Here is a 16734-nt window from a genome sequence, read left to right on the forward strand (position 1 = left end):
GCCTGCTCGCGAAGCTTTTAGTCACGCCGCGCATGGTAAAGACTGACATGTCTGAACTCTTCCGGCTCCGCCAGATCCGGCAAGGTCATCGCCTCAAGCATTTCGATCCGCTCATACAGCGGATGACGAAAATCCCGAACCCGCGAATCCGCCACCAGCGCCTCACGGCCACGGCTGAGAAATGCATCAAGCAGTGGCAGGTTCTCGCGGTCGTAGAGCACGTCCGCCACCAGAATCAGGTCGAAGCGATCAGCCTCGGCAAAGAAGTCCGTCGAATAACTCATCTGCACATCATTGAGTTCAGCGTTGGCCCGACACGCAGCAATCGCCAGCGGATCCAGATCACAGGCCACCACTTCCGACGCCCCGGCCTTGACCGCCGCAATCGCGGCGATGCCGGAACCGGCGCCGAAATCCAGCACACGCTTGCCACGCACCCATTCGGGAAACTCCGCGAGATAACGCGCCACCGCCAGGCCGCTGGCCCAGCAGAAACTCCAGTAGGGTGGTTCGTGGAGGGTGCGCCGGGTTTCATCCGGGCTGAATTCGCGATCCATGTTGTCGCCGTCGATCAGCCACAACTGCAAATCGGTGCCCGGTAACGCACAGGCCTTGAGCCGCGCATCACCGAGCAATTCACCCAGCGCCTGTTGCAGGTCGAGCGGTACGGTCATGGTGCTTTGACAAATTGCAGCTGGCCCAGCGCCTGAGTGGTCGGCTGAGTAATGGTTTGCGACGGCAGGTGCAGGATCAACTGGCCCGACTGCGTGGCACGACCGCGCAGCTCAACCCGTGCGCCGGCCGGAAATGACTCCGGATTGAAGCGCAGGCGAAACGGCAGGATCTGGTTGTTGCCAATCAGGCTGGAACTGGCGAGCAGTTGTTGCGGACGCGATTTTTCATCGATCACCAGCAGCGCCAGTTCGACTTCGGCCCCGGCCGGCACGCCTTGCAGGGAGCCGCTCAGTTCCCGTTGATAGGCAGGCAGCGGACCCAGGTCGGCGGCTTCCTTGGCTTTTTTCTGCGCCTGTTGTGGTGCCGGGCCCGGTGTTGGCGGTTGCGGTTTGGGTTTATCGCTACCGCAGGCCACCAGCAGGGCGAAAAGACTGAGCAAAACGAGCGGTCGTAGCGACATTGGCAGCTCCAGAAAATGAAATCCGTGGATCAAACGATCATGGCAGTCTGTATACCGCAAACCCTATGGCTTGTCTTGCCACCGGGATGCGCTACCATGGCCCTCCCTTTTTTTGTTGCCAGCCACCATGCACTGTCCCTTCTGCGGTGCCAACGACACCAAGGTCATCGACTCGCGTCTGGTCGCCGAGGGCGAACAGGTGCGCCGCCGGCGTGAATGCCTGGCCTGCGGCGAACGTTTCACGACATTCGAGACGGCCGAACTGGTGTTGCCGCGCCTGATCAAAACCGACGGCAGCCGCCAACCGTTCGACGAAGAAAAACTCCGCGCCGGCATGCAACGCGCCCTGGAAAAACGTCCGGTGAGCGTCGAGCGTCTCGAATCCTCTCTGGTCCACATCAAGCACAAGCTGCGCGCCACCGGCGAGCGCGAGGTCAAATCCCTCGTGGTCGGCGAACTGGTGATGGCCGAGCTGCAAAAGCTTGATGAAGTCGCCTATATCCGTTTCGCTTCGGTATACCGACGCTTTCAGGACCTCAACGAGTTCCGCGAAGAGATCGACCGCCTCGCCCGCGAACCGGTGAAAGAATGACCAGCGCCGCCGAGCAGGCGATCCTCGACGCCCGTTTCATGGCGCGCGCGCTGGAACTGGCGCGCAAGGGCCACTACACCACCCATCCCAATCCCCGGGTTGGCTGCGTGATCGTCAAGGACGGGCAGATTGTCGGCGAAGGCTTTCACGAGCGTGCCGGCGAACCCCACGCTGAAGTTCACGCCCTGCGCGCTGCCGGTGAGCTGGCCCGAGGCGCCACGGCTTACGTGACCCTTGAGCCGTGCAGCCACCATGGCCGCACGCCGCCGTGCGCCGATGCGCTGGTAAATGCCGGAGTTGCCCGGGTGGTCGCCGCGATGCGCGATCCGAATCCGCAGGTCGCCGGGCGTGGCTTGCAGCGTCTGGCTGATGCCGGTATCGCCATCGAAAGCGGCGTGCTGGAAGCTGAAGCACGTCAACTCAATCAAGGTTTTCTGAAACGCATGGAACACGGCTTGCCGTTCGTGCGGGTCAAGCTGGCCATGAGTCTCGACGGTCGTACGGCGATGGAAAGCGGCGAAAGCCAATGGATCACCGGCCCAGCGGCGCGTTCCGCCGTGCAGCGTCTGCGCGCGCAGGCTGCAGTGGTGCTGACCGGGGCCGACACCGTGCTGGCCGACGGTGCGCGCCTGACCGTGCGCGCCGACGAACTGGGTCTGGATGCCGAGCAAACCGCACTGGCCATGAGCCGTCCGCCGCTGCGGGTGCTGATCGACGGGCGCCTGCGGGTGCCGCTGGATGCGCCGTTCTTCAAGGCCGGCCCGGCGCTGGTCGCCACCTGCATGGCGGTCGAAGAGCAATACGCCAATGGCCCAGAGTGTCTGATCGTGCCGGGCGATGACGGTCAGGTCGATCTGCATCAGTTGCTGATCGAACTGGCCAACCGTGGCGTCAACGAAGTGCTGGTCGAGGCCGGCCCGCGTCTGGCCGGTGCGTTTGCCCAGCGCGGTCTGGTCGACGAGTTCGTGATCTTCATCGCCGGCAAGTTTCTCGGTTCCACAGCGCGTCCGCTGCTGGACTGGCCGCTGGCCTATATGAAGGACGCTCCGGAGTTGAAAATCACTGAAATCCGCGCGGTTGGCGATGACTGGCGAGTCACTGCGACGCCAGTCGTTTCGGCGAGCGTATAATTCCCGGCCATCGCCTTAGCGCTGGCTTCGTTCTCAAGGAGAACCCCATGTTTACCGGCATCATCGAATCCATCGGCAGTATCCGCGCACTGACCCCAAAGGGCGGTGATGTGCGGGTGCATGTCGAAACCGGCAAGCTCGACCTGAGCGACGTCAAACTCGGCGACAGCATCGCCGTCAACGGCGTGTGCCTGACGGCGGTTGAACTGCCGGGCAACGGTTTTGCTGCTGACGTCAGCCGCGAAACCCTCGATTGCACCGCGATGAACGACCTGAAAAGCGGCAGCCCGGTCAATCTGGAAAAAGCCCTGACCCCGACCACCCGTCTCGGCGGGCATCTGGTCAGCGGTCACGTCGACGGTGTCGGCGAAGTGGTGTCGCGCAGCGACAATGCCCGCGCCGTGGAATTTCGCATTCGCGCGCCGAAAGAGCTGGCCAAGTACATCGCCCATAAAGGCTCGATCACCGTCGACGGCACCAGCCTGACCGTGAACGCGGTGGATGGCGCCGAATTCCTGCTGACGATCATTCCGCACACCCTGAGCGAAACCATCATGGCCTCCTACAAGCCAGGCCGCCGGGTGAACCTGGAAGTCGATTTGCTGGCGCGTTATCTGGAGCGTTTGCTGTTGGGCGACAAGGCTGCAGAGCCGACGTCCGGTGGTATCACTGAAAGCTTTCTGGCCGCCAACGGCTACCTCAAATCCTGACTGAAGGGGGTGCCTTGTGGCGCTCAATAGCATCGAAGAACTGGTTGAAGACATCCGCCAAGGCAAGATGGTCATCCTCATGGATGACGAAGACCGCGAGAACGAAGGCGACCTGATCATGGCCGCCGAATGCTGCAAGGCCGAGCACATCAACTTCATGGCCAAGCACGCCCGTGGCCTGATCTGCATGCCGATGAGCCGCGAGCGCTGCGAGCTGTTGAAGCTGCCGCTGATGGCACCGCGCAACGGTTCCGGTTTCGGCACCAAGTTCACCGTGTCGATCGAAGCCGCCGAAGGCGTCACCACCGGTATCTCCGCCGCCGACCGTGCGCGCACCGTGCAAGCGGCTGCGGCCAAAGATGCCAAGGCTGAAGACATCGTCAGCCCGGGCCACATCTTCCCGCTGATGGCCCAGGCCGGCGGTACGCTGGCCCGTGCCGGCCACACCGAAGCCGCCTGCGACCTGGCGCGCATGGCCGGTTTCGAGCCAAGCGGGGTGATCTGCGAAGTGATGAACGACGACGGCACCATGTCCCGTCGCGCCGAGCTGGAAGCGTTTGCCGCCGAACACAACATCAAGATCGGCACCATCGCCGACCTGATTCACTACCGGATGATCCACGAACGTACCGTTCAGCGGATTGCCGAGCAGCCGCTGGACAGCGAACTGGGCCAATTCAACCTGGTGACCTATCGTGATTCGGTGGAAGGCGACGTGCACATGGCCCTCACGCTGGGCACTGTCTGCGCCGAAGAGCCGACCCTGGTGCGCGTGCACAACATGGACCCGCTGCGCGACCTGCTGATGGTCAAGCAACCGGGCCGTTGGAGCCTGCGCGCGGCGATGGCTGCGGTGGCCGAGGCCGGCAGCGGTGTGGTGCTGTTGCTCGGGCACCCGCTTGATGGCGACGTGTTGCTGGCGCACATCCGCGAAACTGCTGATCAGGCGGCGGTGAAAAAACCGACCACCTACAGCATCGTCGGTGCCGGTTCGCAGATCCTGCGTGACCTCGGTGTGCGCAAAATGCGCCTGATGTCGGCACCGATGAAATTTAATGCGATATCCGGTTTCGATCTGGAAGTTGTAGAATACGTGCCCTCCGAATAATGACCCGGTTTTTCCGGCATTGTTGACATGGATTCTTGTGGTGAGGGGATTCATCCCCGATGGGCTGCGCAGCGGCCCCTGTTTTGGGACTGCTACGCAGTCCATCGGGGATAAATCCCCTCGCCACAGCTAATATCACTGAGGGATGCGTACGAGACGCGTCCCGGCTCTTTAAGAGATCTGACGAATGACCCTGAAGACCATCGAAGGTACCTTCATCGCCCCTAAAGGCCGCTACGCTCTGGTAGTGGGCCGTTTCAACAGCTTCGTGGTTGAAAGCCTGGTCAGCGGTGCAGTTGATGCCCTGGTTCGCCACGGCGTGAGCGAAAGCGACATCACTATCATCCGCGCACCTGGCGCCTTCGAAATCCCGCTGGTTGCGCAGAAAGTCGCCCAGAAAGGCGAGTTCGCAGCCATCATCGCCCTCGGCGCGGTCATTCGTGGCGGCACTCCGCACTTCGAATACGTGGCAGGCGAGTGCACCAAGGGTCTGGCCCAGGTGTCCATGGAATTCGGCGTACCGGTCGCGTTCGGCGTCCTGACCGTTGACTCCATCGAGCAAGCCATCGAACGTTCCGGCACCAAGGCCGGCAACAAAGGTGCTGAAGCTGCCCTGTCCGCTCTGGAAATGGTCAGCCTGCTGGCGCAGTTGGAGGCCAAGTGATTAGCGACGATAGCGATCGTTTCAACCCGCGCGATCCGAAACCTGCGGATGCCGGCAAGCCATCGAAGAGCGCCAAGCGCCGCGAAGCCCGCCAGCTCGCGACTCAGGCCCTGTATCAGTGGCACATGGCCCGGCAATCGCTGAACGAGATCGAAGCGCAGTTTCGCGTTGATAACGATTTCACCGATGTCGATGGCGCCTACTTCCGCGAGATCCTGCACGGGGTTCCGCAGTTCAAGAGCGAAATCGACACCGCGCTCAAGCCATGCCTGGACATCGAGATCGAAGAGCTGGACCCGGTTGAACTGGCGGTTCTGCGCCTGTCCACCTGGGAACTGCTCAAGCGTGTCGACGTGCCGTACCGCGTGGTGATCAACGAAGGTATCGAGCTGGCGAAAGTCTTCGGTTCGACCGACGGCCACAAGTTCGTCAACGGCGTACTCGACAAGCTGGCTCCGCGCCTGCGTGAAGCTGAAGTGAAGGCGTTCAAGCGCTGATACGCGCTTGAGACCTCATGGGCGAGTTTGAGCTGATCCGCAATTTCTTCGCCGCCGCGCCTTGTGCGCAGGGCGGCGAGGGCGTTGCTCTGGGGATCGGCGATGACTGCGCCTTGCTCGCCGTTCCCCCCGGGGAACAGCTGGCGATTTCCACCGATACGCTGGTGGCCGGTGTGCATTTCGCCGACCCTTGCGATCCGTTTCTGCTCGGTCAGCGCTCGCTGGCCGTCGCGGTCAGCGACCTGGCCGCCATGGGCGCTACGCCCGTTGCCTTTACCCTTGCCCTGACTGTGCCGACGGTGACCGCCGATTGGCTGCAAGCCTATGCCCACGGTTTGAACCGCATGGCGCAGGGCTGCGGCATCGCGCTGGTCGGCGGCGACACCACGCGCGGGACGTTGAGCCTGACGGTGACCGTATTCGGTCGCGTTCCGGTCGGGCAGGCCTTGACCCGTAGCGGCGCACAACCGGGCGATCTGCTCTGTGTTGGCGGCGAGCTGGGCAATGCCGCCGGGGCGTTGCCGCTGGTGCTTGGCCAGCGCGAGGCCGAAGCAGATATCGCCCAGCCGTTGCTCGATCATTACTGGTCGCCGCAACCGCAACTGGCGCTCGGTCAGGCCTTGCGTGGCAAGGCCACATCGGCCTTGGACATCTCTGACGGCCTGCTCGCCGATTGCGGGCATATCGCTCTGGCCTCGGGGGTTCGCCTCGAAGTTGAACGCGAGCGCGTACCGTTGTCCGATGCTTTAGTGGCGTTTCTCGGTCAGCGCGGTGCCGAACGGGCGGCGTTGAGCGGCGGCGACGACTATGTGCTGGCCTTCACGCTACCGTCCGTCGAGTTGCCGGCGCTGCTGGCCGATGGTTGGCCGATCCATGTGATCGGGCGTGTGGCGCAGGGCCAGGGTGTGGTGCTGCTGGATCGCGAAGGACACGACATCACCCCGCAAATCCGCGGTTATCAACATTTTCAGGAGACACCGTGACAGATCACCCGAAACAGGTTCCGGCCGAATTCGTTCCGCCGTCGGTCTGGCGCAATCCCTGGCATTTTCTCGCGTTCGGCTTTGGCTCCGGCACCTTGCCGAAAGCGCCGGGCACGTGGGGTTCGTTAGTTGCGCTACCCTTTATCCCGTTGTGGCAGATGCTGCCCGACTGGGGTTACTGGCTGATGCTCGGAATCACCATGCTGTTCGGCTTCTGGCTGTGCGGCAAGGTCGCCGACGATCTGCGGGTGCACGACCACGAAGGCATCGTCTGGGATGAAATGGTCGGGATGTGGATCACCCTGTGGCTGGTGCCGGAAGGCTGGTACTGGTTGCTCGCGGGATTCCTGATGTTCCGCTTCTTCGACATTCTCAAGCCATGGCCGATCCGCTGGATCGACCGGCATGTCCACGGCGGCGTCGGCATCATGCTCGACGACGTGCTGGCCGGCGTGTTCGCCTGGCTGGCGATGCAGGGACTGGTGTGGATTTTCGCCTGATCCGTATCGTCAGGGTTAAGTGAGGAAACGAGGGATGGCTCGACGCTGGCTGGCGCTTGTGTTTTTGACCTTGCTGGGCACTGTTGCCAGTGCGCAGGAAGCTGCGCCGACGCCCGCGGTCATCCATCTGGCCAGCGAAGACTGGGAAGACTACACCGCCGCCGACGGCCACGGCCTGGGCTGGGACGTGCTGCGCAAGGTGTTCGAACCGGCCGGGGTGAAGCTCGACATCCGCACTGAACCCTATACGCGCTCCGTCGGTCTCGCCGAGCGCGGCGAAGTCGATGCCTGCGTCGGTTCGTATAAAAACGAGGCCAGCGACCTGCTATACCCGCGCTGGAACTTCGACACCGATCACATCTACGCCCTGGGCCTGGCGAGCAATCCGTCACCGACCCCGGAGACCCTCGGCAACTATCGCCTGGCGTGGGTACGCGGTTACGACTATCAGGATTATTTGCCCAATGTGCGCAACTACAATGAGGTCGTGCGGCGTACCGGCATCCTGTCGATGCTCACCCACAACCGCGCGGACTATTACATCGATGCGCAGACCGAAATCGATTATGTGATCGGCCGGGCCAAGGATCCGACGCAGTTTCGCAAGACGCACATCGCCGAATTGCCGCTGTACCTGTGCTTCGCCGACACGCCGCAAGCGCGCACACTGATGGCGCTGTTCGACAGGCGCATGGAGCAATTGGTCAAGAGCGGGGAGCTGAAGCCGGTTTTCGAGCAGTGGAAGCAGCCGTATCCATTCGAGTCGAACTGAGTGCAGATCTTGTGTGCAGCACTGCCCCCCCCCCTGTGGGAGCGAGCCTGCTCGCGAAAGCGCTGGGTCAGGCAACACAGAGATTGAATCTACCGACGCCTTCGCGAGCAGGCTCGCTCCCACAGGGATCTGCAATGGCCGGGTGTTATCAAACTTTTTGATCGTTATGCCCGATAATTCAGCCTAAGCGTCTGCAGGAACCTGCTGTTACAATGCCGGCCTGCGAATCTTCAGACTTTTAGATCAGGAGCACACCGGTGCCTGTCGTTTTTGTCGCCGCTTCCAAGCTGCCAACGCCTTTTGCACAATTCACCATGCACGGTTTTCTCGATGAGGCCACCGGCCGCGAGCACGTTGTGCTGAGCCTGGGTGATTTCGCCGACGGTGCCCCGGTGCTCGGCCGGTTGCACTCCGAGTGCCTGACCGGTGACGCGCTGTTCAGCCAGCGCTGCGACTGCGGCTCGCAACTCGAAGCGGCACTCAAGGCCATCGCCCGTGAAGGCCGTGGCGTGCTGCTGTACCTGCGTCAGGAAGGTCGCGGCATCGGTCTGCTGAACAAGATCCGCGCCTACGAGTTGCAGGACGGCGGCGCCGACACCGTTGAAGCCAACGAGCGTCTGGGCTTTGCCGCCGATCAACGTGACTACGCCATGTGCCTGCCGATGCTCGAGCATCTGGGCGTGAAGTCGCTGCGTCTGATGACCAACAACCCGCGCAAGGTCAAAGCCCTGACCGACATGGGCATCGTCGTTGCCGAGCGTGTGCCGCTGCACACCGGCCACAACCCGCACAACAAACTGTACCTGGCAACCAAGGCCAGCAAGCTCGACCACATGATGGGCAACGAGCATCAGGGCGAGGTAGACCGCGCGTGACCCGCGGTCAGGTGCGACGCCGCCTGGCGGTCGACTGGTGGAAGTATCTGGCGTTGGCGCTGCTGCCGCTGTTTGTCCTGAACCTGCTGTTCGGTCAGGGCGAGGGCATTGTGCCGGTGCTGACCATGCCATTGTTCATCGCCGGCGTTGCGTCGATGTTTGTCAGCCTGAAGTTCTTCGGGCGCTACAAACACGCGCTGATCGCCACGCAGAAAGCCCTCGACACCCCTGATGAACCGACGGCCTGGATTGCTTTGGCCACCCAGCGCCGTATTGCATTGCTCGCGGCATCGTTGCCGGCATGGATCGGTGCGCTGGCGGTGTTCGTCGGCCTTGAAGCCGTACCGCTGATGTTGCTGGCGCTGTCCACGGCCGTGCTGTTCTACCTCTACCGTATCCCGCGTCAACTCGGCTGATGCGTCGTCTGTGGCTGGCGGTTCTGCTGCTGGCCTGCGCCGGCCCGGTGCTGGCGAGTCTGCGGGTGGTCAGCCTCGCGCCTTCGCTGTCGGAAATCGTCGTTGAGCTGGATTCGGCGGACCTGCTGGTTGGCGTACTCGATGCTGGCGAGCGTCCGGAGGAACTCAAGGATATCCCGTCAGTGGGCCACTACGGTCAGCTGGACATGGAACGCCTGCTCAGCCTGAAGCCTGATTTGTTGTTGCTGTGGCCCGGCAGCGTCGGCCCCGCGCAACGCGATCAACTCAAACGCCTGAATATCCCGACTTACGTCGCCGAGCCGCACAGTCTCGAACAACTTTCTGCACAGATCGAAGCTATTGCCGCGCAACTAGGCCGGCCTGAGCGCGGAGTGAAACTGGCGGCGCAACTGCGCCAGAAACTCGATGACCTGCGCCAGCGCTACCGCCGGGACACGCCGCTGAACGTGTTCTATCAAGTCTGGGACAAGCCGCTGTACACCGTCGGTGGCGGGCAGATCATCAGCGATGCGCTTGAGGTGTGTGGTGCTCGCAACGTGTTTGCCGACCTGAGTTTGCCGGCGCCACAGGTGAGTATCGAGGCGGTGTTACAGCGCGATCCGCAGGTGATTCTGGCTGGCGATCAGGCGCAGCTTGATGCGTGGAAAGCCTGGCCGCAAGTGGCGGCGGTGAGCAGAGGACAATTGCTATTGGTCACGGATAAAGGCCTGGAGCGCCCAAGCGGCCAGATGATCGAAGCGACCGCCAAACTCTGCCAACTCATGCAGCCACACCGCTGACCTCTGTAGGAGCTGCCGAAGGCTGCGATCTTTTGATCTTGCTTGTGGCTGACTTGGAGTCGCTGAGGATCAAGATCAAAAGATCGCAGCCTTCGGCAGCTCCTACAGGGAGTTCAGTTAAGTCCTGGAGTCCAGGTGACCCCAAACATCCAGACTCGACCTTCCTCGCGATAGCCATACTGGCTGCTGTCATAGCTGTAATTCGCCCGGCTGTAGCCTTTGGCGAAAACGTTATCGACCTTCAGATCCAGCTTGATCTCGCGGTTCAGCGCCCAACTGCTGCGCAAGCCGAACAAGGCGTAGCCGCCCAGCGGGTTTTCATTTTTCAGGTCGTCATAACTGTTGCTGACAGCCTGCCAACTCGCTCCGACGCCGATCTGGTCAAACTGCCGATCCAAATCCCAGCTCAATGTGCGCCGCGCACGACGCGCCAGAGTGTGCCCGGTATCACGATCTCGCGGGTCGATAATCGCCACACCGAGATTGCTCTGCCAGCCGAACAGTTCCTGTTTCAGCGCGGCTTCGAAACCATTGATCCGCGCCGAGGCCACGTTCTCCGGGCGTGAGTTGCTGCCGAAGATAATCGCGTCTTGCAGATCCGTGCGGTAGATCGACGCTTCCAGACGGCTGCTATCGCTCAACTGACTGCGCCATTGCAGTTCGTAGCTTTTCGAGGTTTCCGGTTTCAGGTTAGGGTTGCTGAAGTCCGGGTAGTACAGGTCGTTGAAGGTCGGCGCGCGGAAGCCTTCGCTGTAGCTCAGCAGCAGGTCGTTGTCCGGGTTCAGCGGCAGGGTAAAGGTGCCGCTCCAGGTGTTCTGGCTGCCGAACTGCTGATTGTCGTCGTGACGCAGACCCAGCTCCGTGGAGAAGCTGTCGGCCTGATAGCGATGCTGGATGAACGCGGCGCGGTTCCAGCGGCTGTCTTCGTTGAATGCGGTGCTGCTGTTGACCCGGTCCTCGTACCAGTCGCCGCCGAGGATCAGGCTGTTGCGCGCATCCAGGGTCAGGTCGTTCTGCCAGTTCACCGAGTCGCGATAGGTATTGAACACCGTGCGCTCGTCACTGAGCTTGTCGAGGGTTTTCTCGCGGTTCTCGCTGTGGCCGAACTCGACGCGGGTTTTCCAGATGTCGTTGACCCGCGCATCGATGTAGCTGCTGATATTGCTGACGTTGAAGTCGCTGTAGGGCTGTTGCTGGTAGGACTTATCCGTGATGTAGTCATAACGCCCAAACGGATTGTCGAACTCGCTCTTGCCACGGTTATCCAGCAGGTTGGCGCCGACTTCGATGTCATCGGTCAGCGCATGGCTGAGGCTCAGGCTGACGGATTTATTGCGATAGGCATCATGATCGCTGTCGCTGGGGTAGGACTCGTGGGTACGGTCGAGACCGGCGGTGTCATCGAGGCTGGCGCCGAGGTTGAAGCGGGTTTTGTCATCGCCCCCGGACAGGCCGAGGCTGCGTTCCCAGGTCTGGTTGCTGCCGAAGCCGACGTGCAGGCGTGGTTGCAGGCCTTGCTCGTTGCCGCGCCGGGTGAAGATCTGAATCACCCCGCCAATCGCATCGCTGCCGTAAATCACCGAGCGCGAACCGCGCAACACTTCCACGCGCTCGATCTGGTCGATGTTCAGGTGCTGCAGGTTGCTGTCGCCGGAGGTCGAACTGCCGATGCGCTGGCCATCGACCAGTACCAGACTCTGCGCCGATTGCGTGCCACGAATGTAGATCCCCGGCAGACTACCGCGCCCGCCAGCCTGCGCCACCTGCACGCCCGGCACCCGTTGCAGCAGGTCGGTGACGCTGCCCGGTTGCAGGCGGTCGATGTCTTCGCGGGTGAACACGGTGTTGGCGGCGCTGCTGTCGTTGCGCGCTTCGACCTGGCGGTTGGCGCTGATCAGCGTGTCCGGCAGTTTCAGGGCCTGATCGCGTTCGAAGGTGTCGGCGAGGGTATTGGCGGTGGGAAGCAGGAAGAGGGGCAGGGCGAGGCGCGCGAGTTTCATGGACGTTCCACTGGTGTTTCAGGTGTACACAAATCAAATGTGGGAGCGAGCCTGCTCGCGAATGCGGTGTATCAGTCAGCATTACTTTGACTGACTATCCGCATTCGCGAGCAGGCTCGCTCCCACAAGGGTATTGCGTTTATTTGTTGAGCAGAGTCAGGCGCTCACGCACCGCCGCTTCGATCCCCGCTTCATCCAGCCCGCACTCGGCCAGCATCTGCGCCGGTTTCGCGTGCTCGACGTAAATGTCCGGCAAGCCCAGGTGCAGCATCGACTTGAGGATGTTCTCCCGCGCCAGGAATTCGCTGACCGCACCACCGGCGCCGCCCATGATCGCGTTCTCTTCAATGGTCACCAGCAACTCGTGGCTGCCGGCGATCTCGCGCACCAACGCTTCATCCAGCGGCTTGACGAAGCGCATGTCGACCACGGTCGCATCCAGCTTCTCGGCGACTTTCAGCGCTTCGGTCAGCTGCACGCCGAACACCAGCAAAGCGACTTTGCTGCCCTGACGACGAACAATGCCCTTGCCGATCTCGATCGGTTCGAGGTCTTTGTCGATGCTCGCGTTCGGGCCGGTGCCGCGCGGATAACGCACTGCCGCCGGGCCGTTGTACAGGTGGCCGGCGGTGAGCATCTTGCGCAGTTCGTTTTCATCGCTCGGGGTCATGATGACCATGCCCGGAATGCAGCGCAGGTACGACAGGTCGAAGCTGCCGGCGTGGGTCGGGCCGTCTTCGCCCACCAGACCGGCGCGGTCGATGGCGAACAGCACGTCGAGGTTCTGCACCGCGACGTCGTGAACCAACTGGTCGTAGCCGCGTTGCAGGAATGTCGAGTAGATCGCCACCACCGGTTTGGCGCCCTCGCAAGCCATGCCGGCGGCGAACGTCACGGCGTGCTGTTCGGCAATCGCCACGTCGAAGTAGCGCAGCGGGAAACGTTCGCTGAACGCCACCAGGTCCGAGCCTTCCTTCATCGCCGGGGTGATCCCGACCAGACGCGGGTCAGCCGCGGCCATGTCACACAGCCACTCGCCGAACACCGCCGAATACTTCGGCCCGCCGGCCTTTTTCGGCGCAGCGGCCGGAGCGTCGAGCGGTTCGAGCTTGGTGATCGCGTGGTAACCGATCGGGTCGACTTCCGCCGGAGCGAAGCCTTTGCCTTTCTTGGTGACGATGTGCAGGAACTGCGGGCCTTTCAGATCGCGCATGTTGCGCAGGGTGGCGATCAGGGTCGGCAGGTCGTGGCCGTCGATCGGGCCGATGTAGTTCCAGCCCAGCTCTTCGAACAGGGTGCCGGGAACCAGCATGCCTTTGGCGTATTCTTCGGTGCGACGGGCGATTTCCCAGGCGCCGGGCAGGCGCGACAGGACTTTCTTGCTGCCCTCACGCATGCTTGCGTAGGTGCGGCTGGAAAGAATCTTCGCCAGATAATTGGACAGGCCACCGACGTTGCGCGAGATCGACATGTCGTTGTCGTTAAGGATCACCAGCATGTTGGCGTTGACTTCCGGCGCGTGGTTCAGCGCTTCGAAGGCCATGCCGGCGGTCAGCGCGCCGTCACCGATCACCGCAATCGCCTTGCGCTCGCTGTTTTGCAGGCGGGCGGCAATGGCCATGCCCAGCGCTGCGCTGATCGAGGTGCTGGAGTGGCCGACGCCAAAGGTGTCGTACTCGCTCTCGGCGCGACGCGGGAAGGCGGCGATGCCGTCCTTCTGGCGCAAGGTTTCCATGCGCTGGCGACGACCGGTGAGGATCTTGTGCGGATACGCCTGATGCCCGACGTCCCACACCAGCCGGTCATCCGGGGTGTCGAACACGTAATGCAATGCGATGGTCAGCTCGATGACGCCCAGGCCGGCACCGAAATGCCCACCGGTCTGGCCGACCGTGTAGAGCAATTCCAGGCGCAACTCATCGGCCAGGGTTTCCAGCTCGGCTTCGCCTAACCGGCGCAGGCCGTCCGGCGTGTTCGCGCGGTCGAGCAGGGGCGTGGTCGGGCGCTTGCGGGGAATCTCATGAAACGTCGTGGGCATCAGGCGAATCGTTATAGGTATAAAAGATGCGGCAGTTTACCTGATGCATCGCCCCCTGCCCACGCGTTGGTCTTTTTTGGCAGGTTGGCGTTCAGTTACGCCGCTCGACGATATACCGGGCCAGGTCGCGCAAAGGCTCGGCTGCCGCGTCAAACGGTCGCAGCGCGTGCAGGGCTTGATCGCGCAGCTCAAGGGCATAGGCCTTGGCCACGTCCAGTCCCAGCAGGGCCGGGTAGGTCGGTTTGTCGCGGGCGATGTCGGCGCCCTGGCGTTTGCCGAGGGTTTCGGTATCGCTTTCGACGTCGAGAATGTCGTCCTGCACCTGAAAGGCCAGACCGATGGCCTGTGCATAAGTCTGCAGAGCCTTGAGTTCGTCCGGCTCGGCACGGCCGCTGGCCAGAGCGCCAAGCCTGACGCTGACCTCGATCAGCGCGCCGGTCTTGTGCCGGTGCATCTGCTCCAGCGCTTGCTGATCGAGCTTCAGACCGACCGAACCGAGGTCGATGGCCTGACCGCCGACCATGCCCGCCGGGCCTGCCGCGTGCGCCAGCGCCGTGACCTGTTGCAGGCGGATGTCGGCATCCAGATCGCTCAGGCGCGGATCGAGCAGGGCGCTGAAAGCCAGGCTCTGCAGGCCGTCACCGGCGAGGATCGCGCAGGCTTCGTCGAATTTCTTGTGGGTGGTGGGCTGGCCGCGACGCAGATCGTCGTCGTCCATCGCCGGCAAATCGTCGTGCACCAGCGAGTAAGCGTGGATCAGCTCGACCGCGCAGGCCGCGCCGTTGGCTTGCTCAGCCTTGCCGCCCAGCGCTTCGCACGCGGCGTAGGCCAGCAGCGGACGTACGCGTTTGCCGCCGATCATCACGCTGTAGTGCATTGCCTCATACAGGCGCGACAGCTCCGGCAGCGGAGCCTTGAAGAGGATTTCCAGTGCTGCATTGACCCGCGCCTGGCTGGTCGCCGAATACGCCGCAATCATTCTGGCTGGTCCGCGTCGAAGGGTTCCTCGGCGAGTTCGCCATCACGCTCCAGCAGCACTTGCACCTTCTGCTCGGCCTGGGCCAGCGCTGCCTGGCAGTCACGGGTCAGACCGATGCCCTGCTCGAAAGCGGTCAGCGAGTCTTCCAGCGACAATTCACCGTTCTCCAGACGCTCGACCAGTGTTTGCAGGTCGGCGAGGGACTGTTCGAAATCCAGTGCAGCTTTTTTGCGGGCCATGGCGGCGATTTCCGGTTGACGTTAAACCGGCGCGACACTAGCAGATAGGGGGTTTATGGGCAAATGAGCCTCCCCGGACGTTCCCATTTTACTGTGGCGAGGGAGCTTGCTCCCGATGGGTTGCGCAGCGACCCCAAAACCCGCCACTGCAGTTATTCAGGCGAATTGCATTGACTGGTTTGGGCCTGCTGCGCAGTCCAGCGGGAGCAAGCTCCCTCGCCACAGTATTTGTGATGACTCATGAAGGTTGGAGCTTATTCGGCTCACAAAATGAGCCGAATAACGCCGCTATTCGGCTCACGCCCAACAAACCTGCGTGATTCCCACCGCAAATCCAGATGTATCCGATTGTTAAAAAACTGCCGAATCGCTAATCTTCGCGCCTTCTACGACCCGCTAGTCACGGGGTCTTTCAGACGAAACGCAGTTTTCACCGCTGTGAAGTACCGAGGATCGGGTGCAAGGTTTCGTTCAGGCATGGCAGGAGGCATTACATGCGTTCATTTCTTTGGCTGCTGATCGGTTGGGCTTGCGCGCCTGCGCTGCTGGCGGCGCCGACTGCCGAGCTATCAGAACCGTCCGGTGGCTGGCGTTATCACGGCCTGCTTGATCGCAGTGAAAACCCGCAAGTTGCTTACCCCACGCCGCCGATCGATCGCGGCATCCAGCGCAATCGCACGATGATCCAGGGCCAGCTCAAGGCCATTGGCAATCAGCGCGGGCCGCACACGCTGGCGGTCAACGGCAATCCATTGAATCTGTACACCGACGATGACGGGCGGTTCGCCCGGCCCTATGCGTTCGGCGCCGGTTCCAACAGTGTCGAAGTGCGCAGCGCCGAGGGCCAGTCGCTCAAGCGCGTGCAGTTCTATGAAGCGAACAACCTGCGCACCCCGGCGAAGATCCGCGTGGTGCTCGGCTGGGACGATCCCAAGGCCGAGCTCGATCTGCACATCATTACCCCGGACGGCCAGCATGCGTTTTTCGCCCACACGGCGTTGACCAACGGCGGCGGTCTGGATCCGGATGGCGTCGATGGCCCCGGCCCGGAAATGTTCACCATGACCGCGCCGCTGCATGGCACCTATCTGGTTTACGTCAACTATTGGGGCAACTTCGGCGACGGCGGCTATAACTTCGAGGAGGCCAGCAATCAGAACGAGGTCATCACCTCGCAAATCACGCTGGTGCTCAACGAAAACACGGTCGACGAAAAACGCGAAACATTCATCGTGCCCCTGCGGGCGATCGGTGATCTGCTGCTGGTCAAGACTTTCAACTATTAAGCATCCCGCT

19 protein-coding genes are annotated in these 16734 nt (G+C 62.2%); 13 read left to right on the forward strand and 6 right to left on the reverse strand.

Going from position 1 to position 16734, the window contains the following annotated elements:
* Positions 1–17: 17 nt before the first annotated feature.
* Positions 18–674 carry a class I SAM-dependent methyltransferase gene (locus ACM6HV_RS03195; RefSeq protein WP_414903502.1) on the reverse strand — a complete coding sequence of 219 codons (657 nt, stop codon included), beginning with the start codon at positions 672–674 and terminating at the stop codon, positions 18–20.
* On the reverse strand, positions 671–1135 hold the full coding sequence (locus ACM6HV_RS03200) for a hypothetical protein (protein ID WP_414903503.1): 465 nt from the start codon (positions 1133–1135) through the stop codon (positions 671–673). Before ACM6HV_RS03200 ends, ACM6HV_RS03195 begins: the two co-directional genes overlap by 4 nt.
* A gap of 127 nt (positions 1136–1262) precedes the next feature.
* On the opposite strand from ACM6HV_RS03200, the gene nrdR reads away from it, so the two are divergent.
* From nrdR to ACM6HV_RS03260, 12 genes are all read left to right on the forward strand, one after another.
* The gene (gene nrdR, locus ACM6HV_RS03205) at positions 1263–1727 is read left to right on the forward strand and encodes a transcriptional regulator NrdR (protein WP_003228656.1); all 465 of its coding nucleotides are present in this window, start codon (positions 1263–1265) and stop codon (positions 1725–1727) included.
* Positions 1724–2857 (forward strand): bifunctional diaminohydroxyphosphoribosylaminopyrimidine deaminase/5-amino-6-(5-phosphoribosylamino)uracil reductase RibD, encoded by a 1134-nt coding sequence (gene ribD / locus ACM6HV_RS03210; RefSeq protein WP_414903504.1) that lies wholly within the window; start codon positions 1724–1726, stop codon positions 2855–2857. The genes nrdR and ribD overlap by 4 nt, the downstream gene beginning before the upstream one ends.
* A 47-nt stretch (positions 2858–2904) precedes the next feature.
* Entirely contained in the window at positions 2905–3567 is a 663-nt protein-coding gene (locus ACM6HV_RS03215; RefSeq protein WP_007955571.1) for a riboflavin synthase, read from the forward strand.
* A 16-nt stretch (positions 3568–3583) separates the two neighbouring features.
* Positions 3584–4675: a bifunctional 3,4-dihydroxy-2-butanone-4-phosphate synthase/GTP cyclohydrolase II gene (gene ribBA, locus ACM6HV_RS03220; RefSeq protein WP_007966103.1), complete on the forward strand. Its 1092-nt coding sequence runs from the start codon at positions 3584–3586 to the stop codon at positions 4673–4675.
* 187 nt (positions 4676–4862) lie between these two features.
* Positions 4863–5339: a 6,7-dimethyl-8-ribityllumazine synthase gene (gene ribE / locus ACM6HV_RS03225; protein ID WP_003228649.1), complete on the forward strand. Its 477-nt coding sequence runs from the start codon at positions 4863–4865 to the stop codon at positions 5337–5339.
* Positions 5336–5836: a transcription antitermination factor NusB gene (nusB, locus tag ACM6HV_RS03230; RefSeq protein WP_041074513.1), complete on the forward strand. Its 501-nt coding sequence runs from the start codon at positions 5336–5338 to the stop codon at positions 5834–5836. The genes ribE and nusB overlap by 4 nt, the downstream gene beginning before the upstream one ends.
* Positions 5837–5853: 17 nt before the next feature.
* On the forward strand, positions 5854–6819 hold the full coding sequence (gene thiL / locus ACM6HV_RS03235) for a thiamine-phosphate kinase (RefSeq protein ID WP_414903505.1): 966 nt from the start codon (positions 5854–5856) through the stop codon (positions 6817–6819).
* Positions 6816–7319 (forward strand): phosphatidylglycerophosphatase A, encoded by a 504-nt coding sequence (locus ACM6HV_RS03240; protein WP_003228639.1) that lies wholly within the window; start codon positions 6816–6818, stop codon positions 7317–7319. The genes thiL and ACM6HV_RS03240 overlap by 4 nt, the downstream gene beginning before the upstream one ends.
* A 34-nt stretch (positions 7320–7353) precedes the next feature.
* Positions 7354–8091, forward strand: a complete 738-nt coding sequence (locus ACM6HV_RS03245; protein ID WP_198759037.1) for a substrate-binding periplasmic protein — start codon at positions 7354–7356, stop codon at positions 8089–8091.
* A gap of 257 nt (positions 8092–8348) precedes the next feature.
* A complete protein-coding gene (ribA, locus tag ACM6HV_RS03250; protein ID WP_027612931.1) occupies positions 8349–8966 on the forward strand; it encodes a GTP cyclohydrolase II in 618 nt (205 codons plus the stop codon).
* Entirely contained in the window at positions 8963–9382 is a 420-nt protein-coding gene (locus tag ACM6HV_RS03255; RefSeq protein ID WP_041074521.1) for a hypothetical protein, read from the forward strand. The genes ribA and ACM6HV_RS03255 overlap by 4 nt, the downstream gene beginning before the upstream one ends.
* Entirely contained in the window at positions 9382–10182 is an 801-nt protein-coding gene (locus ACM6HV_RS03260) for a cobalamin-binding protein (RefSeq protein WP_414903506.1), read from the forward strand. The genes ACM6HV_RS03255 and ACM6HV_RS03260 overlap by 1 nt, the downstream gene beginning before the upstream one ends.
* Positions 10183–10295: 113 nt before the next feature.
* On the opposite strand, the gene ACM6HV_RS03265 is transcribed toward ACM6HV_RS03260, so the two are convergent.
* The 4 genes from ACM6HV_RS03265 to ACM6HV_RS03280 all read right to left on the reverse strand — a co-directional run bounded on the left by ACM6HV_RS03265 (position 10296) and on the right by ACM6HV_RS03280 (position 15438).
* Positions 10296–12182 carry a TonB-dependent receptor domain-containing protein gene (locus ACM6HV_RS03265; RefSeq protein WP_414903507.1) on the reverse strand — a complete coding sequence of 629 codons (1887 nt, stop codon included), beginning with the start codon at positions 12180–12182 and terminating at the stop codon, positions 10296–10298.
* Positions 12183–12321: 139 nt separating this feature from the next.
* Positions 12322–14220 (reverse strand): 1-deoxy-D-xylulose-5-phosphate synthase, encoded by a 1899-nt coding sequence (dxs, locus tag ACM6HV_RS03270; RefSeq protein ID WP_414903508.1) that lies wholly within the window; start codon positions 14218–14220, stop codon positions 12322–12324.
* Between the two features lie 91 nt (positions 14221–14311).
* Entirely contained in the window at positions 14312–15199 is an 888-nt protein-coding gene (gene ispA, locus ACM6HV_RS03275; protein WP_414903509.1) for a (2E,6E)-farnesyl diphosphate synthase, read from the reverse strand.
* The gene (locus tag ACM6HV_RS03280) at positions 15196–15438 is read right to left on the reverse strand and encodes an exodeoxyribonuclease VII small subunit (protein WP_007894317.1); all 243 of its coding nucleotides are present in this window, start codon (positions 15436–15438) and stop codon (positions 15196–15198) included. Before ACM6HV_RS03280 ends, ispA begins: the two co-directional genes overlap by 4 nt.
* Positions 15439–15932: 494 nt before the next feature.
* Between ACM6HV_RS03280 and ACM6HV_RS03285 the strand changes: the two genes are divergently transcribed.
* Entirely contained in the window at positions 15933–16724 is a 792-nt protein-coding gene (locus ACM6HV_RS03285; protein ID WP_086793070.1) for a YfaP family protein, read from the forward strand.
* The last annotated feature ends 10 nt before the right edge of the window (positions 16725–16734 follow it).

Origin of the sequence: Pseudomonas sp. IT-P260 (assembly GCF_949768395.1) — a bacterium.
GTDB classification, from domain to species: Bacteria; Pseudomonadota; Gammaproteobacteria; order Pseudomonadales; family Pseudomonadaceae; genus Aquipseudomonas; species Aquipseudomonas parakoreensis.

Excerpts from the sequence above, each read along its gene's own strand:
- ribE (WP_003228649.1), top strand. The coding sequence starts at position 4,863 with ATGACCCTGAAGACCATCGAAGGTACCTTCATCGCCCCTAAAGGCCGC.
- ACM6HV_RS03280 (WP_007894317.1), bottom strand. The coding sequence starts at position 15,438 with ATGGCCCGCAAAAAAGCTGCACTGGATTTCGAACAGTCCCTCGCCGAC.
- ACM6HV_RS03245 (WP_198759037.1), top strand. The coding sequence starts at position 7,354 with ATGGCTCGACGCTGGCTGGCGCTTGTGTTTTTGACCTTGCTGGGCACT.
- ACM6HV_RS03195 (WP_414903502.1), bottom strand. The coding sequence starts at position 674 with ATGACCGTACCGCTCGACCTGCAACAGGCGCTGGGTGAATTGCTCGGT.
- dxs (WP_414903508.1), bottom strand. The coding sequence starts at position 14,220 with ATGCCCACGACGTTTCATGAGATTCCCCGCAAGCGCCCGACCACGCCC.
- thiL (WP_414903505.1), top strand. The coding sequence starts at position 5,854 with ATGGGCGAGTTTGAGCTGATCCGCAATTTCTTCGCCGCCGCGCCTTGT.
- ACM6HV_RS03285 (WP_086793070.1), top strand. The coding sequence starts at position 15,933 with ATGCGTTCATTTCTTTGGCTGCTGATCGGTTGGGCTTGCGCGCCTGCG.
- ACM6HV_RS03260 (WP_414903506.1), top strand. The coding sequence starts at position 9,382 with ATGCGTCGTCTGTGGCTGGCGGTTCTGCTGCTGGCCTGCGCCGGCCCG.
- ACM6HV_RS03265 (WP_414903507.1), bottom strand. The coding sequence starts at position 12,182 with ATGAAACTCGCGCGCCTCGCCCTGCCCCTCTTCCTGCTTCCCACCGCC.
- ACM6HV_RS03200 (WP_414903503.1), bottom strand. The coding sequence starts at position 1,135 with ATGTCGCTACGACCGCTCGTTTTGCTCAGTCTTTTCGCCCTGCTGGTG.
- ribD (WP_414903504.1), top strand. The coding sequence starts at position 1,724 with ATGACCAGCGCCGCCGAGCAGGCGATCCTCGACGCCCGTTTCATGGCG.
- nrdR (WP_003228656.1), top strand. The coding sequence starts at position 1,263 with ATGCACTGTCCCTTCTGCGGTGCCAACGACACCAAGGTCATCGACTCG.
- ispA (WP_414903509.1), bottom strand. The coding sequence starts at position 15,199 with ATGATTGCGGCGTATTCGGCGACCAGCCAGGCGCGGGTCAATGCAGCA.
- ACM6HV_RS03215 (WP_007955571.1), top strand. The coding sequence starts at position 2,905 with ATGTTTACCGGCATCATCGAATCCATCGGCAGTATCCGCGCACTGACC.